This is a genomic window from Rathayibacter sp. VKM Ac-2857 (genome assembly GCF_013205025.1).
In the GTDB taxonomy this organism is placed as follows: domain Bacteria; phylum Actinomycetota; class Actinomycetes; order Actinomycetales; family Microbacteriaceae; genus Rathayibacter.
Genome location: NZ_JABMLE010000002.1, coordinates 908,804 through 934,711, shown reverse-complemented (window position 1 = coordinate 934,711; position 25,908 = coordinate 908,804). Strand labels below are relative to the sequence as shown.

Genomic DNA, 25,908 nt, shown 5'->3' with positions numbered 1-25,908 from the left:
GTGGGGCCCGCCGTCACCGATCTCGCCCCCGGCCACCGCGCCGCCCTCCTCGGGATCCTCAACGTCACCCCCGACTCCTTCAGCGACGGCGGTCGCTGGGTCTCCGTCGACGACGCGGTGCGGCACGGGATCGGGATGAGCCGTCCCTCCGGTGAGGGCCCCGCCGCCTTCGGCGCCGACCTCGTCGACGTCGGCGGGGAGTCGACCCGGCCCGGCGCCGCGCGCGTCGACGCCACCGCCGAGCAGGCGCGCGTGCTCCCGGTCGTCCGCGCCCTCGCGGCCGAGGGCGTCCGGGTCAGCATCGACACGATGAGCGCCGCGACCGCCGAGGCCGCACTCGACGCGGGCGCGGTCGTCGTCAACGACGTCTCCGGCGGGCTCGCCGACCCCGCGATGCTCCCGCTGGTCGCCGAGCGCGGAGCGGTCTACATCGCGATGCACTGGCGCGGCCACAGCGCCGGGATGACCCGGCTCGCCACCTACGCCGACGTGGTCGCCGAGGTGCGCTCCGAGCTCGAGCGCCGCGTCGACGCGGCCAGGGCGGCGGGCATCCGCGACGAGCACCTGATCCTCGATCCCGGCTTCGGCTTCGCGAAGGACGGCGGCCACGACTGGGCGCTGCTCGCGCACCTCGACGCGATCGTCTCCCTCGGGCTGCCCGTGCTGGTCGGCCACTCCCGCAAGCGCTTCCTCGCTCCGTTCGCCCCGGCCGGTTCGACCGCCGCCGACCGCGACGACGTGACGGCGCTGCTGAGTCTCGCTGCCGTCGACCGCGGCGCCTGGGGCGTCCGCGTGCACGACGTCCGCTCGAGCGCCCGCGCCCTCGCGCTCGGCGCCCGCCTCCAGGAGGAGCTCTCGTGACCGACCCCGCCGCCGCCCGACCCGGCCTCGACGCCGCCGCGCTCGCCCTGCGCGACTCGATCACCCTCACCGGCCTGCGGGTGCGCGCGCACCACGGCGTCTTCGACTTCGAGCGCGAGAACGGCCAGGACTTCGTCATCGACGCCACGGTCTGGCTCGACCTCACCCCCGCCGCGAACGGCGACGCGCTGGCCGAGACGGTGCACTACGGCGAGCTGGCGATCGCGCTGGCGGACGCCGTCACCCGCGACCCGGTCGACCTGATCGAGACCGTCGCCGAGCGCCTGGCCGCGGTCGCGCTGAGCTTCGCCGCCGCCGAGGTGGTCCGGATCACCGTGCACAAGCCCGACGCGCCCATCCCGCTGCCGTTCGACGACGTCGCCGTGCAGATCACCCGGGTCCGCCCGTGAGGCCCCGGCCGCAACGGCTGCTGCCCGGGCGCCGCGTCGTCCTCGCCCTGGGGAGCAATCTCGGCGACCGGCTCGCCCACCTCGAGACCGCCGTCCGGGCACTCGCGACGACGCCCGGGCTCCGCCTCGACGCGGTGTCGAAGGTCGTCGAGTCGCCGGCCTGGAAGCTCGACGGCGTCGACGAGGCCGCGCCCGCCTACTTCAACGCCGTGGCGATCGGATCGACGACCCTCGACCCCGACGACCTGCTCGCCGCGACGGCCGCGATCGAGAGCGCGGGCGGGCGGGTCCGCGGCGAGGGCGAGGAGCGCTGGGGCGACCGCACGCTCGACATCGACGTGATCGCGATCGGCGGGGTGACCCGCGATGACGCGCACCTCACGCTCCCGCACCCCCGCGCCGGCGAGCGCGCCTTCGTGCTCGAGCCGTGGCTCGACGTCGAGCCGCACGCCGTCCTGGCGGGACGCGGCCCGATCGCCGAGCTTCGCGCTCGCGCGACGGACCGGGTGACCGACCGGCCCGAGGCGATAGCGTGGCGACGCACGCGGTCCTCGGGAGACGCCTCCCGCGGAACGACCCCCACCGCACCGAGCACCGCCCCCGGCCGCACCGACCCCGAGAGCAGCACTCCGTGAAGCGCACCCGCATCAGCTCCCTGCTCGGCCTGGCCCTCGTCGGCGCCGTCGCCGGCTTTTTGATCGACCTGGCGATCGCCTCCGCAGGGCGCCCGGTGCTGATCCCGCCGCTCACCGTCCCGCTCACCCTCGTGGTGGTCGCGGCGCTCGTGATCGGCTTCGCGATCCCGATCCACCGGGCGACGAAGGGGACGCTGCGCCGCCCCATCGACCCCTTCCGCGCGATGCGCGTCGTGGTGCTGGCCAAGGCGTCCAGCCTCGTCGGCGCGCTGCTGCTCGGGGCGTCCGGCGGGGTGCTCGTCTACCTGCTGAGCCGGCCGGTGGTGCCTTCGCTAGGCTCCGTGTGGCAGGACGTGGCCGCCATCGTCGGCGCGATCGTCCTGCTGGTGGCCGGTCTGGTCGCCGAGCACCTGTGCACCATCCCGCCGACCGACGACGACGACCCCGCTGTCGGCGAGGTGAACCACGCCTGACGCCGACGCCCGCTCGGACGCAGGCAGGGAGGACGTCATCATGGCCGACGACCAGGAGGCGACCCCCTCGGCCGCTCCGGAGCCGCTGAGCCGCCGCGAGGCACGGAGTCGCGAGGCGGCGCTCGAGCAGGAGCGCGACGCGGTCCAGCCGGAGCATGAGGCGGTCCGACCGGAGCACGACGCCGTCCAGCCGGAGGGCGTCCGGCTCGACCCCGCCGCGCCCGACTCCCCGAGTGGCGACCGGCTCGACCTGGCGGGCCCGTGGCGGCGCGTCTCGCCGAAGTACGTGGCCGTCGAGGTCGTCTCGGCCGTGGTCTCGAGCGTGGTGCTGCTCGCCGTGCCGGCCTTCCTGCTCCTGATCGGGGTCGACTGGGCCTGGATCCTCGTCCTCGCGGCCGCGGTCCTCGCCGTCACGATGCTCGTCGTCGCTCCCCGTCGCGCCCGCGCCTACGGCTACCAGCTGCGCGAGGACGACCTGCTCTTCCGCCGCGGCATCATGTTCCAGCGCTTCGTCTCGGTGCCCTACGGCCGCATGCAGCTGATCGACGTCAACCGCGGGCCGCTCGCCCGCGCGCTCGGCCTGGCCGATCTGCGCTTCGTGACCGCCGCCGCGGCGACCGGCGTCAGCATCCCCGGGCTCGTCGACGGCGACGCCGAGGAGCTGCGCGATCGACTCGTCGCGCTGGCGGAGTCGCGCCGGGCCGGCCTGTGAGCGAGGCTCCGGCGGCAGTCCGCGGCATCGAGACCGACCTCGCCGACGGCGAGTGGCACCGCCTGCACCCGGCGACCCCGGTGCTCAAGGGCGGGATCGGCCTGCTGGTCGTCCTCGGCATCCTGATCACCAACCTCCGCGAGCGCCTCCTCGAGCTCTTCCTCCCCGGCCCGGGGGACTACGAGAGCGGCGACCCGGTCGACGCGCTGATCGACCGCGGGCTGATCGGCTGGGCGCTGCTCGCCGTGGCCGCGGGTCTCGCCGTCGCCGTCCTCGCCTTCTGGCTGTCCTGGCGGATGCACACCTTCCGCATCACCGACGAGATCGTCGAGGTGCGCTCAGGAGTGCTCTTCCGCACCAACCGCCGCGCGCGGCTCGACCGCATCCAGGGGATCGCCGTGCAGCGCCCGCTGTTCGCGCGGCTGTTCGGCGCGGCGAAGCTCGAGGTCAGCGTCGCCGGGCAGGACGCGAACGTGCAGCTCTCCTACCTCGGCTCGCGGCTCGTCGACGCCCTGCGCCGCGACATCCTGCGGCTGGCCTCGGGCGTGCGCGAGCGGGAGGCGGTCGCGGGGGAGGCGCCGGCCGGCGGCTTCCTGGCTCGCCGGATCGAGGAGTTCGGCGAGCCGGCCGAGGACACGCCGCCCGAGTCGGTCGTCTCGATCCCACCGGGCCGCCTGCTCGGCTCGCTGGTGTTCAGTGGCTTCACGCTCTTCCTGGTGGTGGCGATCGTCGCCGTGGTCCTCACCTCGGTCTACGGCTCGCCCTACGTGCTGTTCGCGATCCTGCCCGGCCTGATCGGCTCCGGCAGCTACTACATCCGCCAGTTCGTCCGCTCGCTGCGCTACTCGATCGCGTCGACGCCCGACGGCGTCCGCGTCGGCTACGGCGTGCTCTCGACCAGCAGCGACACCCTGCCGCCCGGCCGGATCCATGCCGTCGAGATCACCCAGCCGCTGCTCTGGCGCCCGTTCGGCTGGTGGCAGGTCAAGATCGACCGGGCTGGGCACGCGGCCTCGCGCGGCGCGAACGGCGAGCCGAACACCACGATCCTGCCGGTCGGCGACCTCGCGGCGGTCGAGCGCGTGCTCGCGCTGCTGCTGCCCGGTGCCGACGCCGGGTCGGAGGCCACCCCGGTCGGCGACGCGCTCCGCCGCCGGGACGCCCCCGGCTTCACCAGCGCGCCCCGCTCGGCGATGCTGCTCCGCCCGTTCTCCTGGCGGCGCACCGGGTTCCGGCTGGCGGAGGACGTCGTGGTCCTGCGCAGCGGAGCCGTCTGGCGCCGCGTCACGGTCGTCCCGCTCGCCCGCATGCAGAGCGTGGGCGTGCAGCAGGGGCCGCTCCAGCGGATGCTCGGGCTCGCCTCGGCGCGCGTGCACACGGTCGCCGGCCCGGTGACGCCGCTGGTGCCGGTGATGAGCGTCGCCGACGGGCTCGCCTTCTTCGAGCGCGTGGGCCGGGCGGGGACCGCCGCGGCCGAGCGCGACGCCAGCCACCACTGGGGACGGCGCCCGGTCGCCGCCCCGACGCCCCGCGACGCGTGGGCCGCACCCGAGGGAGACCCGTATGCCTGACGCCCGCCGCGACGGACGCCTCGGCGTCGGGATCATCGGGGCCGGCCCCGTCGGCCCGGTGCTCGGCGCCGCGCTCGCCAACGCCGGGCACGCCGTGATCGGCGTGGCCACGACGAGCGAGGCCGGACGGGAGCGGGTGGACGCGCTGCTGCCCGGCGCCCCGGTGCTCGCGATCCCCGACCTCGTCGAGCGGAGCGAGCTGGTGATCATCGCGGTCCCGGGCGGCGAGATCGCCGCGCTCGTCGCCGGACTCGCCGCCACCGGCGCCTGGCAGCCCGGCCAGCTCGTGCTGCACACCGCGGCCGAGCACGGCTTCGGCGTGCTGGCCCCCGCCCTGGCCTCGGGAGTCATCCCGCTCGCCGTGCACCCGGCGATGACGTTCACCGGCACCAGCCTCGACCTGGCCCGCCTCGCCGAGACCTACTTCGCCGTGACCGCCCCCGGCCCGGTGCTGCCGATCGCGCAGGCCCTCGTCGTCGAGATGGGCGGCGAGCCGGTCACCGTCGCGGAGGCGGACCGCCCCGCCTACGCCGAGGCCGTCTCGACCGCGACCACCTTCTCGACCGCCATCGTCGAGCAGGCCGCCGGCCTCCTCGCCGGCATCGGCGTCGACAAGCCCGGCTTCTTCCTCTCCAGCCTCGTCCGCTCCTCCGTCGACGACGCCCTCCGCCGCGCGGCCGGCTGACGCCGCCCGCCCGCCGAGGAGCGCCGGAGGCGCGCCCATGCTGGTCGAGTAGCGCCGCAGGCACCCCATGCTGGTCAAGTAGCGCCGCAGGCGCGCCCATGCTGGTCGAGTAGCGCCGCAGGCGCGTATCGAGCGGCGAAGCCGCTTCGCGTCTCGGTGGTGTGGGAAAGGACGCGGCTGCGCCGCGTCATGTTGGTCGAGTAGCCCCGCAGGGGCGTATCGAGACCCGCCACCACCAGCAGGGCGGGTCTGCGGACTCGCGTTCTGACGGTGGTGGATCTCGATATGCCCGCTGCGCGGGCTACTCGATCAGCATGGTTCTCCCATACGTATTGGGTGATCTTTCCTAGGAGACCCACCGTCATCAGCAGTGCGTGTCTGCGGACTCGTGTTCTGAGGCTGGTCGATCTCGATACGCCCGCTGCGCGGGCTGCTCGACCAGAAGCGGGTTGCCGTCTCGCGGACCGGCGCTCAGGGAGCGCCGTGGAGCGGGCATCGAGCGACGAGAGTCATCAGCATCGCCATGCAGAGAAGGCCGAGCCCCGCGAAGCACCATGCGAGGGGCGCGTATCCCGCGGCGGCGACCACCGCGCCGGCGACGATGCTCGCCGCCCCGCCACCGAGGTTGATCGCCAGATCGGTGGCCCCTTGCGTCGCTGTCCGATCGCGGCGGCTCAGTGACTCGGTCACGAGCGTCGAGCCCGCGATCATTCCGATCGACCACGCGACGCCCAGCAGGGTGAGACCGACGGCGAAGAGCGGAGTCCCGCCAGTGACGCCGACCCCGAGCAGTGCGGCCGCGGCGATGGAGAGGCCCAGGCCGACTGCCGCGCAGCGTGGTGCATCGGCGCGTCGCACCAGGAGACCGACCAGCGGACTCAGCGCGTACATGCCGGCGAGGTGTCCGCTCACGAGCAACCCGATGATCGCGGTCGGCTCTCCCTTCGCGTGCAGCTGTACGGGAGCCAGGGTCATCAGCGCGATCATCGTCGCGTGCACCGAGACGGAGACCACCAGTCCGATCAGCGCGCGAGGACACCTCCTCAGGACCGCGACGACATCCCCGAAGCGCAGTCGGCTGTCGGGCGCGACCGTCGATCGGGCGGGGGAACGGGGAAGCCCGACGAGCACGCACACCGCGGAGACGCCGTAGAGCGCTGCGACCAGCAGGAACGCCTCTGCACTGGAGGTCGCGACTGCTCCCGCGAGGATCGGTCCGACGATCGATCCCGCTGTCGAGGCCCAGAGCACGAGTGAGATCGCGAGCGCTGCGTTGCCGGGCGAGAGCTCGGCAGCGCTGAACCGGGCCGCCAATCCCGCGACCGTGCCGCCGCCGAGCAGCATCGCCGCGCCGAGAAGGAGTGCCGGCAGACCGCTGAGTACCGCGGCGGCCGCTAGGGCGGCGCCGAGCATCGCCACGCCGTAGCCGACCGCCAGGGCCGTCCTCCTCCCCCTGGTCGAGGCGAGCCGGGCGATCGGCAGCGTCAGCGCGCTCGCGCCGACGACCGTCGACGTCTGCACGAGTCCGGCGATCTGCTCGGATCCGGACAGAGTGAGTGCCGTGATGCTCGCGATCGTCAGTACCGTACCGGTGGCGGTCGAGGCGGCGACCTGCGCGAGCGCGAGCGCACCCAGTCCGGGGCCGAGCGTCGAGCCTCGACCGTCGCGTGCTTGCATGCCACCCCCTCTTCGATGAAGAAGACTCACGTTATTCGTGGACCCGGCTTCAGTGCGGCCGTGGCGCGGAGGGCGTGACCCCCGCCGCTGTCCCCGCAGCCCCCGCCGGTAGGGTTCTCGGGTGATCAGCACCATCGAACGCATCGGCGAGCTCCGCGGGACCCTGCAGGAGGCGCGGCGCTCCGGGGCGCGGATCGCCCTCGTGCCGACCATGGGCGCGCTGCACGACGGGCACCTCGCGCTGGTCGACCGGGCGCGGGAGATCGCGGACGTCGTCGTCGTCTCGATCTTCGTGAATCCGCTGCAGTTCGGCCCGAACGAGGACCTCGACCGCTACCCGCGCGACCTCGCGGCCGACGTCGCCCTGCTCGAGGAGCGCGGCGTCGCCCACGTCTTCGCGCCGAGCGTCGCCGAGATGTACCCGGACGGCCCCTCCTCCACCCGCGTCGTCGCCGGGAAGGTCGGCTCGCTCTACGAGGGCCGCTCGCGCCCCGGCCACTTCGACGGCATGCTGACCGTCGTCTCGAAGCTCCTGCACATCGTCCAGCCGGACGTCGCGATGTTCGGGCAGAAGGACGCGCAGCAGCTCTTCCTCGTCCGCCGGATGGTCCGCGATCTCGATCTGCCCGTCGCGATCGAGGGCGTGGACACCGTCCGCGAGGCTGACGGCCTCGCGCTCTCCAGTCGCAACCGCTACCTCGACGCCCGCGAGCGCCGCGCCGCCCGGACGATCCCGCTCCTGCTCGAGGCCGCCGCCTCCGCCGCCGACCGCGGGATCGACGCCGTGATCGCCGCCGCGCAGTCCGCCTCGATGGGCGAGCCGCTGGTTAAGCTGGACTACCTCGTCGTCGCGAACCCGGCGACGCTCCTGCCGGTCGACGACGACCACCGCGGCCCGGCCCTCGTGCTCGTCGCCGCGGTCGTCGGCTCCACCCGGCTCCTCGACAACGGCCCGATCCTGCTCGCCTGATCGCGCCCGCCGCCTCCAACCGAAAGCACCCGCGTTCTGACATGGTCGACACCCCCGGCGCCCCCGTGCCCCCGTCCGAGCTCTCCGCCGAGGAGGCCTCCGAGCAGAAGGCCGTCCGCCTGGCCAAGCGCGAGCGCCTGATCGAGCTGGCCGGCGACGACCTCGGCGGCGGCGCCTACCCGGTCTCCGTCGCGGTCACCGACACCATCGCGGCCGTCCGCGCGCGCCACGAGGGCATCGAGCCCGACGTCAAGACCGGCGAGCAGGTCGGCCTCGCCGGCCGCGTCGTCTTCCAGCGCAACACCGGCAAGCTCTGCTTCGCGACGCTGCAGGCCGGCGACGGCTCGCGCATCCAGGCGATGGTCTCGCTCGGCGACGTCGGCGAGGAGTCGCTGGCGAGCTGGAAGGAGCTCGTCGACCTGGGCGACCACCTCTTCGTCGCCGGCGAGGTGCTCTCCAGCAAGCGCGGCGAGCTGAGCGTCTGGGTGTCGGAGTGGAGCATCGCGGCCAAGGCGATCCTCCCGCTGCCGAACCTCCACAACGAGCTCGGTGACGAGACCCGGATGCGCCAGCGCTACCTCGACCTGATCGTGCGCCCGCAGGCCCGCGAGACCGTCATCGCGCGCTCCACCGTGAACGCGTCGCTCCGGAGGACCTTCGTCGACCACGGCTTCCTCGAGGTCGAGACCCCGATGCTCCAGGTGATGCACGGCGGCGCCTCCGCCCGCCCCTTCGCCACGCACTCGAACGCCTTCGACACCGAGCTCTACCTCCGCATCGCGCCCGAGCTCTACCTCAAGCGCGCCGTCGTCGGCGGCATCGACCGCGTCTTCGAGATCAACCGCAACTTCCGCAACGAGGGCGCCGACTCGACGCACTCGCCCGAGTTCGCGATGCTCGAGGCGTACCAGGCCTACGGCGACTACTCGAGCATCGCCGACCTCACCCAGGAGCTGATCCAGAACGCGGCGCTCGCCGTCGCCGGCTCGCACGTGGTCACCTGGGCCGACGGCACCGAGTACGACCTCGGCGGCGAGTGGGACCGCATCTCGATGTACGAGAGCCTCTCGCTGGCCGCGGGCATCGCGATCACCCCGGCGACCCCGCTGGTCGAGCTCGAGACCCTCGCTGCGCGCGAGGGCGTCGAGGTGCACGTGCCCACCCACGGCAAGTACGTCGAGGAGCTCTGGGAACACTTCGTCAAGGGCGGCCTCGTCCGTCCCACCTTCGTGATGGACTTCCCCGTCGACACCTCGCCGCTGGTGCGCGCGCACCGCAGCATCCCGGGCGTCGTCGAGAAGTGGGACCTCTACGTCCGCGGCTTCGAGCTCGCCACCGGCTACTCCGAGCTGGTCGACCCGGTCGTGCAGCGCGAGCGCTTCGTCGAGCAGGCCCTCCAGGCCGCGGCGGGCGACGACGAGGCGATGCGCCTCGACGAGGACTTCCTCCGCGCGCTGGAGCACGGCATGCCCCCGACCGGCGGCATGGGCATGGGCATCGACCGGCTGCTGATGGCCGTCACCGGGCTCGGGATCCGCGAGACCATCCTCTTCCCGCTGGTCAAGTAGGTTCGAGGGCGTGGTCAGGGCATCCAGCATCGTCGCGACGGTCGTCGCGGGAGTGCTCACGCTCGCGCAGTTCGGCGTGGGCACGGCGGTCGCGACCTCGGTGCTCGTCGACTCGGCGGATCTCGGCCGGGCGCTGGCCGACCAGCGGGCCGCGCAGTCGTTCACCCCCGACGCCACGATCACCGGCTTCGCGGACCGCACCGCGATGTCCACCCGCGGTCGCGCGCTCTACTACGCCTCGAACCCCTCGGTGGAGCCGACGACCGGCTTCAACGCACTCTGCGGCTACGGCGCCTCCGACGAGATCGTGCTCGGCTGCTACACCGGCAGCGACATCTACATCTCCGACGTCGAGAACCCCGACCTCGACGGGATCCGCGACGTCACCGCCGCCCACGAGATGCTGCACGCCGCGTGGGTCCGGATGGACGCCGCCGAGCAGGCCGACGTCGGCGCCCAGCTGGAGGCGGCCTACGCCGCGCTGCCGCAGGACGGCCCGATCGCCGAGCGCCTGGAGCTCTACCGCACCGGCGGGCTGGGGGAGCGCGTCAACGAGCTGCACTCGATCCTCGGCACCGAGGTCGCCGACCTGCCGCCCCCGCTGGAGGCGCACTACGCCGAGTACTTCGCCGACCGCTCGATCGTGGTCGGCCTGAACGCCCAGTACGAGGCGGTCTTCACCGATCTCGAGAACCGGATCACCGAGCTGGTCGCGCGCATCGACGCGATGTACGCCGACCTGACGGCGCGCATCGACGCCAACAACGCCGAGTACGACGCGCTGAACGCCGAGATCGACTCCTTCAACGCCCGGGCGGACAGCGGTGACTTCGCCTCCGACGCCGCCTTCGACGCCGAGCGGGCCGACCTGCTCGCGCGGGGCGAGGCGATCGACGCCACCCGCGCCGCGATCGACACCGACGTCGCGGTCTACGACGGCCTGCGCTCCGAGCTCGAGGGGCTGAACGCCGACGCGTCGGCCCTCAATCGCTCGATCGAGAGCAGCTGAGCCGAACCGGCCGCCGAGCGACCCGCTGACGAGCACCGTGCGCTGAGCGGCCGCTCCGGGCCCGCTCCCGGCCGACCCGGGTAGGATCGCCCCCATGGACTGGGAGCTGTGGAATCAAGGACTGTGGGCACTCGTGCCGACCGTCACCATCGGCCTCCTCTTCTGGTTCATCATGCGCGCGCTGATCCGCTCGGACCGCAACGAGCGCCGCGCCTACGACCGCATCGAGGCGCAGGAGCGGGCCCGCCGCGGTCTGCCCCCGCGCGACGCCGCGTAGAGCCCGCGTGAGCACCCCCGACTGGTCGCTGATCCTCGCGGTCGGCGCCATCGTCGTGGAGCTCGTCGTCCGCGTGATCGCCGTCATCGTGGTCCCGCGCAACCGCCGCCCGACCACCGGCCTCGCCTGGCTGATGGCGATCTTCCTGATCCCCTACGTGGGCATCCTGCTCTTCCTCTTCATCGGGAGCTACCGGCTGCCGCGCAAGCGCCGGCGCAAGCAGGAGGAGATCAACCGCTTCATCCTCGAGTCGACGGAGGGCATCGACCGGGTCGCCCGCAACCACCCGTGGCCGCTCTGGCTCGAGTCGGTCGTCACGCTCAACCGCAATCTCGGTGCGATGCCGCTGGTCGGCGGCAACGACGCCCGCCTGCAGGGCGGCTACGAGCAGACGATCCGGGCGATGGCGGACGAGATCGACCGCGCCCGCAGCTACGTGCACTGCGAGTTCTACATCCTCGCCGCCGACGCGACGACGGCCCCGTTCTTCGACGCGCTCGACCGCGCGGTCGCGCGCGGGGTGACCGTGCGCATCCTGCTGGACCACATCGCCTCGATCCGCGTCCCCGGCTACTACACCGGCACGCACCGCCGCCTCCGCGCGCTGGAGCGGGCCGGCGCGCACTGGTCCTACATGCTCCCCGTGCGCCCGTGGCTCGGCCAGTACCAGCGGCCGGACCTGCGCAACCACCGCAAGCTGCTGATCGTGGACGGCAACGCCGCCTTCATGGGCTCGCAGAACGTCGTCGACTCGAGCTACAACAAGCGCGGCAACATCCGCCGCGGTCTGCACTGGCACGACCTGATGGTGCGCCTCGAGGGGCCGGTGGTGCAGGGCATCAACGCCATCTTCATCACCGACTGGTACAGCGAGACCGACGAGCTGCTCCTGCGCGAGTCGGCGCCGATGGAGGCACTGCAGTCGCGGGACACCATCGACTGCCAGGTGGTGCCGAGCGGGCCGGGCTTCGACGGTGAGAACAACCTCCGGCTCTTCCTCGCGCTGCTCTACTCGGCGCAGAAGTCGATCATCATCACCAGCCCGTACTTCGTCCCCGACGAGGCGATGCTCTACGCGATCACGACCGCGACCCGGCGCGGGGTGCACGTCGAGCTCTTCGTCTCCGAGATCGGCGATCAGGCGGTCGTCTACCACGCGCAGCGCTCCTACTACGAGACGCTCCTCACGGCGGGCGTGCGGATCTGGATGTACCGCAAGCCCACGATCCTGCACGCGAAGCACTTCACCATCGACGACGACGTGGCCGTGATCGGCTCGAGCAACATGGACATGCGCTCGTTCACACTCAACCTCGAGGTGTCGCTGATGGTGCGCGGCTCCGACTTCGTCGAGGACCTCCGCGAGGTGCAGCAGGACTACCGGGAGCACTCCCGGGAGCTGACGCTGCGTGAGTGGCGGCAGCAGCCGTTGCGTTCGACCATCCTCGACAATCTGGCGCGGCTCACCTCGGCCCTCCAATAGCGACTCCTCGAGCTTCGCTCAGGGATGGCGAGAGTCCCTCAGGTTTTGTTACGCTCCGAAGGCGAGCGCTCGTCGACGTTCGCTCACCTTCGAACGGAGTCGCCACCGTGATCCCTCGCCCCTCTCACCGCAATCCGCTCTGCATCCCGCTCAGCGCCGGCGCCCGCGCCATCCGGCTCCGCGGCGCGGAGGGCGTCGCCGCGCTCCGCCGCACCGTCGACGTGTCGGTCCCGACGGCGACAGGATTCCGGATGGACCTCGTCATCGCTGCGACCGAGCGCGTCCGCGTGCTGCACGTCGTCTCGACGCCGTTCGCCGTCCGCTGGCCCGGGACGAGCGCGGTCGACGGCTCCTCCGTCTTCGTGCTGCCGATGGAGGGCTCGCTCGCCGTCGACGCGTCGGCCGACCTGCTCGAGGTCGACGACGGCGGGCTCGCGCTCTCCACGGAGGACCCGGTCGTCGTCCGCTCCGCCCGCCCGGTCCGCCTCCTCGTGCTCTGCGCCGACAACGGCGTCTCGGAGCGCCGTCGCGCGGATCCGGTCCGGCTGATCCCCGCCACCTCGACCACGGCCACCGCGCGCACGATGCTGCGCGCGTTCCTGGCCGAGCTCGACCCGGAGAACGCGGTGCAGGCCGAGTACCTCGAGGGCACCGTCCTGCGCCTCGCGCGGCTGCTCGGCTCGGAGCGGGAGGAGGGCTCGCGCGAGCGCCTCGGACTGCACGACATGGTGGAGGCCGCCCTGCAGGTCATCCAGGCCGACTTCAGCGACCCCACGCTCGACCCGAGCACGGTGGCGCGGCGCTGCCGGGTCAGCCTGCGCACGCTGCAGCGCGCCGTGGCGGACGAGCGCGGCTCGACCCTCCGCAGGCTGATCTCCGATGTCCGCACCGAGAACGCGCTGCGCCTCGTCGGTACCCCGGACTCGGCCGCCCTTCCGCTGAGCGACATCGCCCGGCGCTCCGGCTTCTCCTCGCCCGAGCGGCTGCGGCGGGCCATCGCGACGGAGACGGGCCTGTCGCCGAGCGAGTACCGGCGCCGCCTGAGCGGAGAGGACCTCGCCGCCGGCTGAGGCCGCCCCTGCGCGGCAGCGTCCGCGGTCCGTGCTTGCGGGCCGTGGCGACTCGCGCAAGGCCCTGGTCCGCGCGCGGAGCCCGGCGTAGCGTCGGAGCGTCCTCAGCACGGTGCGGGCGCCCGGTCCTGCCGGGTCGGCCCTTCAGAAGGGAAACGTCATGGCGGCGACCAGAACGACGCGCATCCTCATCCTCGGCGGCGGCTACGTCGGCCTCTACACGGCCTGGGGCCTCGAGAAGCTCCGCGGAGCGACGCCGATCGACGTCACCGTCGTCGAGCCGAACCCCTACATGACCTACCAGCCGCTCCTGCCGGAGGTGGCGGGCGGGCACGTCCAGCCCCGGCACGTCACCGTGCCGCTGGTGCAGGCGCTCAAGCGGACCCGGATCGTCCGCGGCGCGATCACCGGCGTCAGCCTGGCCGACCGGTCCGCGACGGTCGCGGCGATCGACGGCACCAGTCGCACGCTGCCCTTCGACCACGTCGTCTTCGCCCTCGGTGCGGTGACCCGCACCTTCCCGACCCCCGGTCTTGCCGAGCACGCCATCGGCTTCAAGACGGTCGAGGAGGCCGCGCACCTGCGCGACCGCGTCATCGAGAACATCGCGAAGGCCGCCCTGACCACCGATCCGACCGAGCGCCGGCGCCTGCTCACCTTCGTCTTCGTCGGCGGCGGCTACACCGGGGTCGAGGCGCTCAGCGAGCTGCTCGACCTCAGCCGCCGCACCCTCGCCGCGCAGCCCTCGCTGTCGATGGGCGACGTCACCTGGCACCTCGTCGAAGCGCTCGACCGGGTCGCGCCCGAGGTCGGCCCGGAGCTCTCGGTCTGGACGCTCGACCACCTCCGCAAGCGCGGCGTGCACGTGCACCTGAAGACCACGATGCCCTCCTGCGAGGACGGCGTGGTCGAGCTCTCCAGCGGCGAGCGGATCCCCACCGCGACGATCGTCTGGACCGCCGGCGTCAAGCCGAACCCGATCCTCGATGCCACGGACGCGCCGCGCGGGCCGAAGGGCCACGTGATGGCCGACGCCCGCCTGCGGGTGATCACCGAGGACGGCGAGCCCGTCGGCTCGGCCTGGGCCGCCGGCGACGGCGCGCAGGTCCCCGACCTCACCGCCGCGAAGCAGCCCGCGTACTACCCGCCGAACGCCCAGAACGCCGTCCGTCAGGCCAAGCTGCTGGCGCGCAACATCATCGCCGACATCACCGGCGGCCCGGTCGAGGAGTACCGGCACGTGTCCGTCGGCACGGTCGCCGAGTACGGGATCGGCAAGGGCGCCGGGCTGATCAAGGGCGTGAAGCTGCGCGGGCTGCCCGCCTGGCTCGCGCACCGCGCCTATCACGGGGCGGCGATGCCGACCTTCGACCGCAAGTGGCGGATCATCGCGGGCTGGCTCGTCGACGCGGTCTCGCGCCGCGACCTGTCGCCGATGAGCGCGCTGCAGGATCCGCGCCGCGCCTTCCGCGAGACCGCCGAGGCGACCGACCGCGAGGCAGCCGAGAAGCGCGCCGCGAAGGAGAAGGCGGACAGCGCCTCCTGACCCGGCCGGTGCCGGCGCGCCGCCTCAGGCGCGCCGGCGCGGCTTCAGCCGGACCGTCGGCAGCGTCGGCGCGGGCAGGGCTCGGCCCGGGTAGCCCGCGACCGTGCCGAACGGGCCGTCCGCGTCCCCGCCGGCGATGACGTCGTCCTGCCAGCGCTCGCGCGCGGCGGCGACGTCGTCGTGGCTGCGGCCGACGAAGTTCCACCACATCACCAGCTGGTCGGGGAACGGCTCGCCGCCGATCAGCACCACGCGCGCACCCTCGTCGCCGGCGCTGAGCACGAGCGCGTCGCGGCCGGGCGCGAGGTAGGCGAGGTCGGAGCGGGCCACGTCCACGCCGTCCACGGCGATCGGGCCGGAATCGACCAGCACGCCGTACTCCCAGGCCGCCTCGAGCGGGATCTCGACGCGCGCGCCGGGCTCGAGGTCGAGCTGCGCGGCGACGAGCGGGGTGAACACGCTCGCGGGAACGGAGGCGCCGAGCAGCTCGCCGACGAAGACCTGCGCCACCGCGCCGGGCAGTGCGACGCGGACGCCGCGGTGGTGCTCGAAGAACGGGTCGCCCAGGCGCGCCTCCTCGGGCAGCGCCACCCAGAGCTGCACGCCGTGCAGCACGGGCTCGGTGCCGGTGGAGACCTCGGAGTGCGAGATGCCGCGCCCCGCGGTCATCAGGTAGAGCTCGCCCGGACGCACCAGCTGGTGGCTGCCGACGCTGTCGCGGTGGTCGATCTCGCCCTCGAAGAGCCAGCTGACGGTCTGCAGCCCGGTGTGCGGGTGCGGCGGGACGTCCATGCCCGCCTCCGCGCCGAGGCGCACGGGGCCGTAGTGGTCGGCGAAGCACCAGGCGCCGATCGTGGAGCGCGAGCGCTGGGGGAGGGTGCGCCGCACCTCGATCGCGCGGGGTCCGCCGAGCGGCACCAGGCGCGCCTCGAGGATCTCGACGACGGGGCTGGGAACGGCGGGGCTCTCGACGGCGGTGCTGCGCCCGGCGGGCACCGGGTGCTCCTCCGGGTGCTTCTCCAGGTCGCTCATGCCGGAAGTGTATGCCTCTGCATAGATCTGTGGCGGCGGTTCACGGAACGCTGCAGGCGGGTTCCGCCCCGTCCGGGCCGGCCGGAGCGGTCACCGCCGGTCCCTCGACCGGGGCGTCCGCTGCCGGGACCTCGATCGTCGAGGCGTCCTCCTCGCGGGTCCCGGCGATCGCCTCGGCGACCGTCCGGTGGACCAGGTTGATGTCGGGCTGCTCGGGGAGGGTCAGCGGCAGGCCGAGCTCGACGCGCACGAACGGGTGCGCGCGGGCCGCGACGGCGAGGCGGGCGAGCGCGGGCAGGGACTCCGCGGGGAGGCTCGTCGAGACGTTCTCGCCGCCCGCGCGGGCGATCGCCTGGAAGCGGGTCAGCACCGTCAGCGGGTCGGCCTGGCGGAACAGCGCGGCCTGCAGGCAGCCCTGCCGCTCGGAGCGGTCGGCGTCGGAGGTGTTCACCCGCGAGCGGGCGAACCAGAGCGCCTCGCCGCCGTCCAGGTGCTGGAGGCCGGCCTCGATCGGCGGACCGTACTCGACCGGGCGCCCGCTGCCGTCGTCGGGCACGCCCGCCTGCAGGACGGGGCGGCCGACCACGACCGAGACGCCGCCGAGCGCGTCGACGAGCTCGACGAAGCCGGTCATCCGGATCGAGACCGTCGCCTGCACGGGCAGGCCCGTGTAGCCGCTGACCGCCTCCCGCACGGCGTCCGCGCCCGGGTCCGCGCTGCCGGGGTAGAGCTCCGGGTGCTCGAGCCCGTACTGATAGGTGTGGTTGACCCCGCAGCCGGCGAGGCAGCGGGTCCCCTCGGGGAGGGCGGCCGCCATCGCGGAGCCGGGCGGGTAGAGGAAGTTGGCGGCGGTGCGCGGGACACCGAACAGCACGCTCCGCCCGGTGACCGCGTCGACGCTGACGACGGTGAGGGAGTCGGGCAGGAGGACCTGGTCGCGCAGCGGGTCGTCGTCGAGGCCCATCAGCAGGATCGTGTAGCGGCCGTCGACGGGCTCCACGCCGCGCCCCGACGCCGAGACAGCCGTCAGCAGGCGGTGCTGGGCCGAGACGGTCGAGACCCACCAGGTGGTCGCAGCGAGGGGCGCGAGCACGGCCAGCGCGGTGACGAGTGCGAGCGCCGCCCGTGGTGCCGCGGTGCGCCGGGCGAGCAGGGCGGCGGCGATCGGGCCCGAGATCCAGAACAGGCCGATCAGCGCGCCGAGCGCGCCGAGCAGCAGCAGGACGCGGGTGTCCGTCGCGGCACCGACGAGCGCGGCGGGGTCGGAGGACGCGGTCCAGGCGCCGAGGGCGATCCCGAGGACGGCGAGCGCGGCGAGGCCGGCGCGGACGGCCGCCGCTCGCCGGCGCCCGAGCATCCGGTGGCCGAGCCCGGGGAGCACGGAGGAGGCGAGCACCGCCAGCAGTGCTCGCCTCGTCGTGCCGGGAGCGGGCGGACCGGCGTGCTCGCGCACTCCGGTCCGCTCCGCTCCGGAGTGGTGCGTCAGGCGCTCACGCGGCGACGGCGGGCGAGGACGAGTCCGCCGAAGCCTGCGGCGAGCAGGCCGCTCGCCAGCAGGGCGATCGGGCCGGCCTCGACGCCGGTCTCCGCGAGGTGAGCGCCGGGCTTCGCGCCCGGCTTCGATCCGGTGTTCGCGACCGGAGCCACGGCCACGGGGGTCGTGGTCGGCGTCGCCGTCGGCTCGGCCTCCGGAGCGGCGGCACCGCCGTCGAGCGTCGCGGCCGACAGCACGCGGCCGTAGCCGTCCAGCAGCACGACCGTGTGCGGGTCGGTGGTGTACTCGGCGCCGATGGTGGTGGTGACCGAGCCGCCGGCGATCGCCGCGGTGCCGATGGTGGTCGGCTCCGAGTAGACGACGGTGCTGGTCGCCTGCCCGTCGAGGTCGCCCGGCCCCGCCCAGTACAGCTCGGAGAACGTGAGGTCGAACGCCTCGTCGACCGTGTAGCTCGACGGCTGGACGGTCGCGAGCGTGAGCGGGGTGCCGTACGTCTGCAGGTCGGTCAGGGCGGGCGCCGTGACCGTCGGGACGGCCCCGTCGACGACGGCGGTGCCGGCCTCCGGGTCGACGTCATACTCGATCTCGCCGCCGCGGTAGATGGCCGCCCTCGCATCGGGCTCGGGCAGCTCGAGGCCCGGCTGCGCAGCGCTCGGGCTGAAGAAGTAGAGGTTCGTCGGTCCGGCGAAGTTGACGACGCGGGCGGTGCCCTCAGCGTCCAGCGACGCCTTGCGGATGTTCCAGACCCCACCGCCCTCGTAGCCCTCGACGGTGCGCGGGACCTGCGACTGCACGAACACGTCGTAGCCGGCGTACTCGGGACCTGCGTCGACGGTGATGCCGCCTCCGTTGTACTCGAAGATCTCCTCGCCCTCGATCTCGGCGGCCGAGGCGGGCGTCGCCGCCAGCAGCGCGAGGCCGAGAGCGGCGGCGGTGGCGGCGACGGCGCCGCGGGCGAAGGGTGGTGCGAGTCGTGTCATGTGGTGCTGGTCCCCCAGGTGATCGAGGCTCTCGGGGCGAGAGCGCTGAGTCACGATCCCGCACGGGAGACCGTGCCGCATCCGCCCGGAGGCGGACGTGTCGCGGGACGTCGGCGCCGCCGCACGGCCGCGACCGGGCACCCCCCTCACGCCCAGGGCGAACAGGGGGTCCGACCGGGGGGAGCGCTGGCTACAGTCGAGCTATCGGAGCCCACCCCTGCGGGTTCTGTAGGGAGTGACAGCATGTTCGAGAGATTCACCGATCGCGCACGGCGCGTCGTCGTCCTGGCCCAAGAAGAGGCCAAGATGCTCAATCACAACTACATCGGGACCGAGCACATCCTGCTCGGCCTGATCCACGAGGGCGAGGGAGTGGCCGCCAAGGCGCTCGAGTCCCTCGGCATCTCGCTCGACGCGGTGCGCGAGCAGGTCCAGGACATCATCGGCCAGGGGCAGCAGCAGCCCACCGGCCACATCCCCTTCACGCCGCGAGCGAAGAAGGTCCTCGAGCTGTCCCTGCGCGAAGCGCTGCAGCTCGGCCACAACTACATCGGGACCGAGCACATCCTGCTCGGCCTCATCCGCGAGGGCGAGGGCGTCGCCGCACAGGTGCTCGTCAAGCTGGGCGCCGACCTCAACCGGGTGCGCCAGCAGGTCATCCAGCTCCTCTCGGGCTACCAGGGCAAGGAGCAGGTCGCCGTGGGCGGTGAGCAGCAGCAGCCTCAGGGCGGCTCGCAGATCCTCGACCAGTTCGGACGCAACCTCACGCAGGCGGCGCGCGACAACAAGCTCGACCCGGTCATCGGGCGCGAGAAGGAGATCGAGCGGGTCATGCAGATCCTCTCCCGCCGCTCCAAGAACAACCCCGTCCTGATCGGCGAGCCCGGCGTCGGCAAGACCGCCGTCGTCGAAGGCCTCGCCCAGGCGATCGTGCGCGGCGACGTGCCCGAGACGCTCAAGGACAAGCAGCTCTACACGCTCGACCTCGGCTCGCTCATCGCCGGCTCCCGCTACCGCGGTGACTTCGAGGAGCGCCTGAAGAAGGTGACGAAGGAGATTCGCACCCGCGGCGACATCATCACCTTCATCGACGAGATCCACACCCTCGTCGGCGCAGGGGCCGCGGAGGGCGCGATCGACGCCGCCTCGATCCTCAAGCCGCTGCTCGCCCGCGGCGAGCTGCAGACCATCGGCGCGACCACGCTCGACGAGTACCGCAAGCACTTCGAGAAGGACGCCGCGCTCGAGCGCCGCTTCCAGCCGATCCAGGTCGCGGAGCCGTCGCTGCCCCACACGATCAACATCCTCAAGGGCCTGCGCGACCGCTACGAGGCGCACCACAAGGTGTCCATCACCGACGGTGCGATCGTCTCGGCCGCCAACCTCGCGGACCGCTACATCAGCGACCGCTTCCTCCCCGACAAGGCCATCGACCTGATCGACGAGGCCGGCGCCCGCCTGCGCCTGTCGATCCTCTCGGCCCCGCCGGAGCTGCGCGAGTTCGACGACAAGATCGCCGTCGTCCGCACCGCGAAGGAGGCCGCGATCGAGGACCAGGACTTCGAGAAGGCCGCGTCGCTCCGCGACGAGGAGAAGCAGCTGCTCGGTGAGCGCCTGCGCCTGGAGAAGAAGTGGAAGTCGGGCGACGTCAAGGCGACCGGCGTCGTCGACGAGGGCCTGATCGCCGAGGTCCTCGCCCAGGCGACCGGCATCCCGGTCTTCAAGCTGACCGAGGAGGAGTCCTCGCGGCTCGTCTTCATGGAGAAGGCGCTGCACCAGCGCGTCATCGGCCAGGAGGAGGCCATCGCGGCCCTCTCGCGGACCATCCGCCGCACCCGCGCCGGCCTGAAGGACCCCAAGCGCCCCTCGGGCTCGTTCATCTTCGCCGGCCCCACGGGTGTCGGAAAGACCGAGCTCGCCAAGGCACTCGCCGAGTTCCTCTTCGACGACGAGAACGCGATGATCTCGCTCGACATGTCGGAGTACGGCGAGAAGCACACGGTCTCGCGGCTGTTCGGCGCCCCTCCCGGGTTCGTCGGCTTCGAGGAGGGCGGCCAGCTCACCGAGAAGGTCCGCCGCAAGCCGTTCAGCGTGGTCCTCTTCGACGAGATCGAGAAGGCCCACCCCGACATCTTCAACTCGCTCCTCCAGATCCTCGAGGAGGGTCGTCTGACCGACGGCCAGGGGCGCGTCGTCGACTTCAAGAACACCGTCATCATCATGACCACCAACCTCGGTGCGCGTGACATCGCCGGTGGTCCCGTCGGGTTCCAGATCGAGGGCGACAACGCCACCGGTTACGACCGCATGCGCGGCAAGGTCAACGAGGAGCTGAAGAAGCACTTCAAGCCCGAGTTCCTCAACCGCGTGGACGACGTCATCGTCTTCCCGCAGCTGTCGAAGCCGGAGCTGCTCCAGATCGTCGACCTGTTCATCGGCCGCCTCGGCGACCGTCTGCTGGACCGCGACATGACGGTGGAGCTGACGCAGTCGGCCAAGGAGCGGCTGATCGAGGTCGGGTTCGACCCGGCCCTCGGCGCCCGCCCGCTGCGCCGCGCGATCCAGCGCGAGATCGAGGACCAGCTGTCCGAGCAGATCCTGCACGGCCAGCTCGGCTCCGGAGACCACGTGCACGTGGACTTCCTCGAGAACAAGTTCGTCTTCACGACGACGCCGCGCCTGATCTCGATCAGCGCCGGTGCGACGGCGGGAGCGGCGACCGCCGGCCCGGCGACGCCCGACCTGATGGCGTAGCACCCGCACAGCACGACAGCGAGCCCGTTCCTCCTCGCGGAGGGACGGGCTCGTCGTCGTTCGGCCGTACGCTTGTCGGATGGCCGATTGGAAGTACCCGGTGCGCCGCGCGCGCACGAGCGACGTCCCCTTCATCCAGGAGCTCAGCGAGCCGCTCGTCAACGAGCGCATCCTCCTCGGCAAGGACCGCGTGGTGCTCTACGGCGCCGTGCAGGAGTTCCGGATCGCGGAGTCCGGTGACGGCACCGCCATCGGCTGCGGCGCGCTGCACGTGATGTGGGACGACATCGCGGAGGTGCGCACCCTCGCCGTCGCGAAGGACTGGCTCGGCCGGGGCGTGGGCCACCACATCCTGGAGCGCCTCGAGAACGACGCGCGCGAGCTCGGGCTGAAGCGCCTGTTCTGCTTGACCTTCGAGGTCGGCTTCTTCGAGCGCCACGGCTACGCGCCGATCGGTGAGAAGGTCGTCGACCCCGAGGTGTACGCCGAGCTGCTGCGCTCGCCCGACGAGGGTGTCGCCGAGTTCCTCGACCTCGCCCGGGTGAAGCCGAACACGCTCGGCAACACCCGCATGCTCAAGACGCTCTGAGCGCGCGCACGTCGTAGCCTGTGTCGGTGACTCCGCCTCCCCGCCGCCTGCCCTCCCGGGTCTACCGGCGGCGCAGGGCCGGCCTGATCCTCGCGCTACTCGTGATCATCGCCGCGATCGCCGCGGTGGTCTCACTCCAGCCGTGGGCGGGAGCGCGCGGGGCCGCCGAGAGCGCGAGTCCGACGGCCTCGGCGCTGCCGACGCTCTATCCGTCGACGGCGCCGGAGGGCTCGCCGCCCGCCGACGCCGCCGCCTGCACCGCGGACACCGTCGCGGTCACGGCCGTCACCGACGCGACGAGCTACGGGCCGGACGAGGCACCGCAGCTCTCCCTCTCGCTCGCGAACATCTCCAGCGCCGACTGCGTCATCGACGCGGGGACGAGCGGGCAGGTCTTCACGATCAGCAGCGGCTCGGACCCGGTCTGGACCTCGACCGACTGCCAGACGGGCGCGTCCGACCTCCCGATCCTGCTGCCGGCCGGCACCTCGGTCACGGGCAGCTCGATCACCTGGGACCGCACGCGCTCCTCGCCCGACACCTGCTCCGGCGGGCGCGAGGCCGTCGAGGCGGGCGGCGCGGCGTACAACCTGTCGGTGTCGGTCGCGGGGATCCCCTCGGGGTCGCCGACGCAGTTCCTGCTGCAGTAGTCCGTCCCGCCTGTCGCCCTTCAGGGGGAGGTGGCGCGGAACACGCGCGCGTACGCTCACGGACATGATGAGGACGCTCCGCCGGCTCCTGTCCGCGATCACGCCGAGGGGGCGGGGCTCCGGAGCGCGCGGACCCGGGCTGTCCGCGGGAGCGGCGGGTGTGCTTCTCGTGGCTGCGCTCGCGGGGGCGCCCGCGGCGGTCGCGGCCGTACCCTCGGTGGCCGGGGCTCCCGCGGACCCTGCCGCCGCCGCTCCCGTGGGCGGCCTCGCGCGCGGCGTCGACGACTTCCGCTTCTCCCGCTACGCCGTCGACTACGGGCTGGGCCGGGACGCGGAGGGGCGCTCGACACTGACCACCGTCGAGACCTTCGTCGCCGAGTTCCCAGAGGACCAGAACCGCGGGATGCAGCGCGCGATCCCGCTGGAGTACGAGGGCTACCCGACCGGCGTCGACCTGGTGTCCGTGACCGACGAGACCGGGAGTACCCGACCCGTCGACACCGAGACCGAGGACGGGATCCTCCTCGTGACGAGCGCCGCGGACGGCTTCGTGAGCGGCAGCCAGACCTACGTCTTCACCTACACCCAGCACGACGTGACGCTGCCCGGCTCCGGAACGCGGAGCGGCGAGGACGAGTTCTACTGGGACGCGAACGGCACCCAGTGGCGGCAGCCCTTCGACCGCTACGACATCCGGATCCGGCTCTCCGACGGTCTGGCCGAGGCGGCGACCGGGACCGCGTCCTGCTACCGCGGCTCGGCCGGCTCCACCGACGGCTGCTCGATCGGCCGCGACGGCTCCGTGGTGACCGCGAGCGGCACCGACCTTGCGGCGGGCGAGAACGTGACCGTCGCGGTCGGCTTCGCGCCGGGGACCTTCACGCCGCGCGACGACGGCTACTTCGCCTCGGCCTGGGCCTGGGTGCAGCTGGCGTCGCTGCTCGTGCTGCTCGGAGTGCTGGTCGCGGCCGTCCGGCGTCGGGTGACCGTGCTGCGCGATGCTCCCGGGCGCCCGACCGTGATCGCCGAGTACGAGCCGCCCGCGGAGGGGCTCTTCCTCGCGGCGGCGTTGCGCGGGAAGGGGGCTCGCGCGCCGGCCGCCGCGTTCCTCGATGCGGCGGTGCGCGGGCTGGTCCGAGTGGAGGAGAAGGACTCGGGCAGGAAGCCGGGCTTCCTCCTCCGGGTGCTCGACCCGGGGACGGCAGGGCCGCGGCGTGCGGGTCGGCCGAGGCCCGTCGCTCCGCTCGATCGGGAGTTCTTCGACATCGCCTTCGGAGCCTCACCCGAGCCGGGGGCCGTGCGCGATCTGAGCGCGAAGGACAAGGAGTTCGGCAAGGCCGTGTCGGCGTTCCAGACGGGCCTGTCGAAGCGGGTCGTGGAGGAGGGGCTGCGGCGCCCGGGGACGGTGCGCGGCTCGGTGCTCCTGATCCTGCTCGCGGTGGTCGCGGCCGTCGGCGCCGTGGTGTCCGGAGCGCTGCTGCTCGGGGCGGTGCTCGGCGGTGCGCTGCCGCTGGTCCTGGTCCTGGTGGCGGTGGCCGTCGGCGCCGTGGTCTGCGTGCTCCTCGCGAAGGTGCCGTTGACCGCCGCGGGCGCTGAGCTGCGGGACCACCTGAAGGGCCTCGAGCTGTACCTGCGCTTGGCCGAGGCCGACCGGTTCGCGATGCTGCAGTCGCCGAAGGGCGCCGACCGGCGCAGCGTCGGACCGGTCGAGGTCGTCGAGGTCACGGAGCGGCTGCTGCCGTGGGCCGTCCTGCTCGGGCTCGAGAAGGAGTGGTCGGCGGCGCTCGCTACGGCCTACGAGCAGACGGGGGAGAGCCCGGGCTGGTACTCGGGGCGGGCCGGCTTCCAGGCGGCGGCGTTCGCCGGGAGCGTCGCGTCGTTCTCCTCGACCGCGTCGAGCTACGTCGGTTCGTCGTCGAGCTCGTCGAGCGGCGGCGCCGGCGGTGGCGGCAGCTCGGGTGGTGGCGGCGGGGGCGGCGGAGGCGGCGGGGTCTAGATCGTCGCCCGTCCGCGGGTGCGCCGCCGGTTCTTCGCCTCGACGCGTCGTGAGGCGCGGAGGCGGCTCTTCGCGGCGGCGTAGTCGCGGGAGCTGCGGCTCGAGAGGGCGAGCAGCACGAGGATGTCGAAGGCGACGCTGCCGAGGTTGGTCTGCAGGCTGATCGCCGCGCCGCCCTGCAGCACGGCGACGAAGGCGGTGATCGTGCTGAGCAGGCTGGAGGAGAGGGCGAGCGTGCGGGCCGTCCCGGAGCCGCGGAGCACGAGTGCGCCGAGGAGCAGCCAGAGGAGCATCGCGGCGCTGAGGACGCCCACCGCGAGCGGCCGGGTCGAGGCCTCGTCGAGCGTCGAGCCGCCCGCGGTGGCGGTTCCGCCGTCGAGCCAGGTCAGATCGTCGAGCGAGGCGGCGCCGGCGAGCAGCAGCACGGCCTGGAGCCCGTAGGCGAGGCCGCGGGCGACCAGCATCAGCGCGCCGACGTGGGTGGTGACGGGCCGGCGGAGGACCGTCGCGGGCGAGGTGCCGAGCGCGCCGGCCAGTTCGGTGGCGGCGGCGGGCGCGATCGCGTCGTGTTCAGCGGCGCCGGGCGGCAGGAGGATCGCGCGGAGGTCGATCACCGGCAGGTCGCCGTCGGTGACGATGGAGTCGCCGCCGCCGTTGCGCGAGTGGTAGCCGGTCGAGAAGTCCTGGATGACGTCGACGCCGACCTCGGGGTGGTGCTCGCGGAGGCTCGCCACGATGTGGTCGCGCTCCTGATCGGTGTCGGGCGAGATCTTGTGCGTGACCTGGAGCGTGAAGAGCGAGAGCCCGACGCTGCGGTCGAAGGTGCCGGCGGCGACCCACTCCACCGGGAAGCCGCCCGGCAGGAACCAGCGCTCGGGGCAGCGCCAGAAGCGCACGTGGTGGCGCTTGCTGGGGTTGCCGGCGACCTCCTGCTGGAACGCGACGTCCTGCTGCCGCCCGAACACGAAGAGCGGCGAGACGGGGGCGCGGTGGTAGCTGCGGCGGGTGAGCGTGGCGGTGATGATCCGCCAGCTGCTGCGCCCGGTGACCTCGTCGGCGCGGGTCCAGCCGGAGGAGGTCATCGCGTGCACGAGCTGCGCGTCACTGCCCTGGAGGGCGAGGTTGACCGGGTCGCCGAGCAGGCCGTCGCTGGTGCGCGCGCGGCCGATGAAGTAGTCGGGCACGTAGAGCCGGGTGAGGATGCGGTGCAGCCGCGGCAGCACCAGGTAGGCGACCAGCACCCAGACGGCGAGGTAGAAGCCGATCTGGGCCCAGCCGGAGCGCACGCCGTCGGTGACGAGGACGACCGCCAGCAGGGTCGCGGCGACTCCGCCGAGGACGAAGAAGGCCTGGTCGAGCAGGGCGGGGATCGGGAAGCGACGACGGCGGGCGGGCGGGGTCGCTGCGGGGGCGACGTCGCTCCGCTCGGTGTCGCTGCTCACGGCGTCAGCCTAGGGCGGCGGCT

General features: G+C 73.0%; 23 protein-coding genes. 18 read left to right on the top strand and 5 right to left on the bottom strand.

Features of this window, described 5'->3' with window-relative positions; translation table 11 throughout:
- Genes folP through HQQ86_RS11580 form a run of 7 tightly spaced genes read left to right on the top strand, consistent with a single transcriptional unit; the run spans nt 1 to nt 5,347 of the window.
- Nucleotides 1-861: a dihydropteroate synthase gene (folP, locus tag HQQ86_RS11610; protein ID WP_173288218.1), complete on the top strand. Its 861-nt coding sequence runs from the start codon at nt 1-3 to the stop codon at nt 859-861.
- Nucleotides 858-1,271, top strand: coding sequence for a dihydroneopterin aldolase (folB, locus tag HQQ86_RS11605; protein ID WP_367948627.1), 414 nt, complete (start codon nt 858-860; stop codon nt 1,269-1,271). The genes folP and folB overlap by 4 nt, the downstream gene beginning before the upstream one ends.
- Complete coding sequence (gene folK, locus HQQ86_RS11600) at nt 1,268-1,906, top strand: 2-amino-4-hydroxy-6-hydroxymethyldihydropteridine diphosphokinase (protein ID WP_173288217.1); 639 nt, start codon at nt 1,268-1,270, stop codon at nt 1,904-1,906. The genes folB and folK overlap by 4 nt, the downstream gene beginning before the upstream one ends.
- On the top strand, nt 1,903-2,379 hold the full coding sequence (locus HQQ86_RS11595; protein ID WP_123446799.1) for a DUF3180 domain-containing protein: 477 nt from the start codon (nt 1,903-1,905) through the stop codon (nt 2,377-2,379). The genes folK and HQQ86_RS11595 overlap by 4 nt, the downstream gene beginning before the upstream one ends.
- Nucleotides 2,380-2,419: 40 nt before the next feature.
- Entirely contained in the window at nt 2,420-3,091 is a 672-nt protein-coding gene (locus HQQ86_RS11590) for a PH domain-containing protein (RefSeq protein ID WP_173288216.1), read from the top strand.
- Nucleotides 3,088-4,662: a PH domain-containing protein gene (locus HQQ86_RS11585; RefSeq protein WP_173288215.1), complete on the top strand. Its 1,575-nt coding sequence runs from the start codon at nt 3,088-3,090 to the stop codon at nt 4,660-4,662. The genes HQQ86_RS11590 and HQQ86_RS11585 overlap by 4 nt, the downstream gene beginning before the upstream one ends.
- Nucleotides 4,655-5,347, top strand: coding sequence for a Rossmann-like and DUF2520 domain-containing protein (locus HQQ86_RS11580; RefSeq protein ID WP_173288214.1), 693 nt, complete (start codon nt 4,655-4,657; stop codon nt 5,345-5,347). The genes HQQ86_RS11585 and HQQ86_RS11580 overlap by 8 nt, the downstream gene beginning before the upstream one ends.
- A 471-nt stretch (nt 5,348-5,818) precedes the next feature.
- On the opposite strand, the gene HQQ86_RS11575 is transcribed toward HQQ86_RS11580, so the two are convergent.
- Complete coding sequence (locus HQQ86_RS11575; RefSeq protein ID WP_173288213.1) at nt 5,819-7,024, bottom strand: MFS transporter; 1,206 nt, start codon at nt 7,022-7,024, stop codon at nt 5,819-5,821.
- A 133-nt stretch (nt 7,025-7,157) separates the two neighbouring features.
- Here HQQ86_RS11575 and panC point away from each other — a divergent pair, with 133 nt between their 5' ends.
- The 7 genes from panC (at nt 7,158) to HQQ86_RS11540 (ending at nt 14,947) form a co-directional block, all read left to right on the top strand.
- Entirely contained in the window at nt 7,158-7,994 is an 837-nt protein-coding gene (gene panC / locus HQQ86_RS11570; RefSeq protein WP_367948656.1) for a pantoate--beta-alanine ligase, read from the top strand.
- A gap of 41 nt (nt 7,995-8,035) precedes the next feature.
- Nucleotides 8,036-9,562 carry a lysine--tRNA ligase gene (gene lysS / locus HQQ86_RS11565; protein WP_173288211.1) on the top strand — a complete coding sequence of 509 codons (1,527 nt, stop codon included), beginning with the start codon at nt 8,036-8,038 and terminating at the stop codon, nt 9,560-9,562.
- Nucleotides 9,563-9,572: 10 nt separating this feature from the next.
- Nucleotides 9,573-10,571, top strand: a complete 999-nt coding sequence (locus tag HQQ86_RS11560) for a hypothetical protein (protein WP_173288210.1) — start codon at nt 9,573-9,575, stop codon at nt 10,569-10,571.
- 94 nt (nt 10,572-10,665) lie between these two features.
- Nucleotides 10,666-10,848 carry a hypothetical protein gene (locus tag HQQ86_RS11555; protein WP_123446793.1) on the top strand — a complete coding sequence of 61 codons (183 nt, stop codon included), beginning with the start codon at nt 10,666-10,668 and terminating at the stop codon, nt 10,846-10,848.
- Between the two features lie 7 nt (nt 10,849-10,855).
- Nucleotides 10,856-12,331 (top strand): cardiolipin synthase, encoded by a 1,476-nt coding sequence (cls, locus tag HQQ86_RS11550; RefSeq protein ID WP_173288209.1) that lies wholly within the window; start codon nt 10,856-10,858, stop codon nt 12,329-12,331.
- A 107-nt stretch (nt 12,332-12,438) separates the two neighbouring features.
- Nucleotides 12,439-13,401: an AraC family transcriptional regulator gene (locus HQQ86_RS22045; RefSeq protein WP_173288208.1), complete on the top strand. Its 963-nt coding sequence runs from the start codon at nt 12,439-12,441 to the stop codon at nt 13,399-13,401.
- Nucleotides 13,402-13,561: 160 nt separating this feature from the next.
- The gene (locus HQQ86_RS11540; RefSeq protein WP_173288207.1) at nt 13,562-14,947 is read left to right on the top strand and encodes an NAD(P)/FAD-dependent oxidoreductase; all 1,386 of its coding nucleotides are present in this window, start codon (nt 13,562-13,564) and stop codon (nt 14,945-14,947) included.
- 24 nt (nt 14,948-14,971) lie between these two features.
- Here HQQ86_RS11540 and HQQ86_RS11535 read toward each other — a convergent pair whose 3' ends face one another.
- Genes HQQ86_RS11535 through HQQ86_RS11525 form a run of 3 tightly spaced genes read right to left on the bottom strand, consistent with a single transcriptional unit; the run spans nt 14,972 to nt 18,454 of the window.
- Nucleotides 14,972-15,979 carry a pirin family protein gene (locus HQQ86_RS11535; protein ID WP_173288206.1) on the bottom strand — a complete coding sequence of 336 codons (1,008 nt, stop codon included), beginning with the start codon at nt 15,977-15,979 and terminating at the stop codon, nt 14,972-14,974.
- A 40-nt stretch (nt 15,980-16,019) separates the two neighbouring features.
- Nucleotides 16,020-17,432, bottom strand: a complete 1,413-nt coding sequence (locus HQQ86_RS22040; RefSeq protein WP_173288205.1) for an LCP family protein — start codon at nt 17,430-17,432, stop codon at nt 16,020-16,022.
- A gap of 29 nt (nt 17,433-17,461) precedes the next feature.
- Nucleotides 17,462-18,454: an LPXTG cell wall anchor domain-containing protein gene (locus HQQ86_RS11525; protein ID WP_173288204.1), complete on the bottom strand. Its 993-nt coding sequence runs from the start codon at nt 18,452-18,454 to the stop codon at nt 17,462-17,464.
- Between the two features lie 243 nt (nt 18,455-18,697).
- Between HQQ86_RS11525 and HQQ86_RS11520 the strand changes: the two genes are divergently transcribed.
- The 4 genes from HQQ86_RS11520 to HQQ86_RS11505 all read left to right on the top strand — a co-directional run bounded on the left by HQQ86_RS11520 (nt 18,698) and on the right by HQQ86_RS11505 (nt 24,443).
- Complete coding sequence (locus HQQ86_RS11520) at nt 18,698-21,208, top strand: ATP-dependent Clp protease ATP-binding subunit (RefSeq protein WP_160090849.1); 2,511 nt, start codon at nt 18,698-18,700, stop codon at nt 21,206-21,208.
- 79 nt (nt 21,209-21,287) lie between these two features.
- Nucleotides 21,288-21,797 carry an amino-acid N-acetyltransferase gene (locus HQQ86_RS11515; protein WP_123446786.1) on the top strand — a complete coding sequence of 170 codons (510 nt, stop codon included), beginning with the start codon at nt 21,288-21,290 and terminating at the stop codon, nt 21,795-21,797.
- A gap of 26 nt (nt 21,798-21,823) precedes the next feature.
- On the top strand, nt 21,824-22,447 hold the full coding sequence (locus HQQ86_RS11510; protein ID WP_367948626.1) for a hypothetical protein: 624 nt from the start codon (nt 21,824-21,826) through the stop codon (nt 22,445-22,447).
- 64 nt (nt 22,448-22,511) lie between these two features.
- Nucleotides 22,512-24,443, top strand: a complete 1,932-nt coding sequence (locus HQQ86_RS11505) for a DUF2207 domain-containing protein (RefSeq protein ID WP_173288202.1) — start codon at nt 22,512-22,514, stop codon at nt 24,441-24,443.
- Here the strand turns inward: HQQ86_RS11505 and HQQ86_RS11500 are convergent.
- The gene (locus HQQ86_RS11500; RefSeq protein ID WP_173288201.1) at nt 24,440-25,885 is read right to left on the bottom strand and encodes an LssY C-terminal domain-containing protein; all 1,446 of its coding nucleotides are present in this window, start codon (nt 25,883-25,885) and stop codon (nt 24,440-24,442) included. The genes HQQ86_RS11505 and HQQ86_RS11500 overlap by 4 nt on opposite strands.
- Nucleotides 25,886-25,908 lie beyond the last annotated feature (23 nt).

Excerpts from the sequence above, each read along its gene's own strand:
- HQQ86_RS11555 (WP_123446793.1), top strand. The coding sequence starts at position 10,666 with ATGGACTGGGAGCTGTGGAATCAAGGACTGTGGGCACTCGTGCCGACC.
- HQQ86_RS11515 (WP_123446786.1), top strand. The coding sequence starts at position 21,288 with ATGGCCGATTGGAAGTACCCGGTGCGCCGCGCGCGCACGAGCGACGTC.
- HQQ86_RS11505 (WP_173288202.1), top strand. The coding sequence starts at position 22,512 with ATGATGAGGACGCTCCGCCGGCTCCTGTCCGCGATCACGCCGAGGGGG.
- HQQ86_RS11520 (WP_160090849.1), top strand. The coding sequence starts at position 18,698 with ATGTTCGAGAGATTCACCGATCGCGCACGGCGCGTCGTCGTCCTGGCC.
- HQQ86_RS11525 (WP_173288204.1), bottom strand. The coding sequence starts at position 18,454 with ATGACACGACTCGCACCACCCTTCGCCCGCGGCGCCGTCGCCGCCACC.
- lysS (WP_173288211.1), top strand. The coding sequence starts at position 8,036 with ATGGTCGACACCCCCGGCGCCCCCGTGCCCCCGTCCGAGCTCTCCGCC.
- HQQ86_RS11535 (WP_173288206.1), bottom strand. The coding sequence starts at position 15,979 with ATGAGCGACCTGGAGAAGCACCCGGAGGAGCACCCGGTGCCCGCCGGG.
- HQQ86_RS11575 (WP_173288213.1), bottom strand. The coding sequence starts at position 7,024 with ATGCAAGCACGCGACGGTCGAGGCTCGACGCTCGGCCCCGGACTGGGT.
- HQQ86_RS11580 (WP_173288214.1), top strand. The coding sequence starts at position 4,655 with ATGCCTGACGCCCGCCGCGACGGACGCCTCGGCGTCGGGATCATCGGG.
- HQQ86_RS11540 (WP_173288207.1), top strand. The coding sequence starts at position 13,562 with ATGGCGGCGACCAGAACGACGCGCATCCTCATCCTCGGCGGCGGCTAC.
- HQQ86_RS11590 (WP_173288216.1), top strand. The coding sequence starts at position 2,420 with ATGGCCGACGACCAGGAGGCGACCCCCTCGGCCGCTCCGGAGCCGCTG.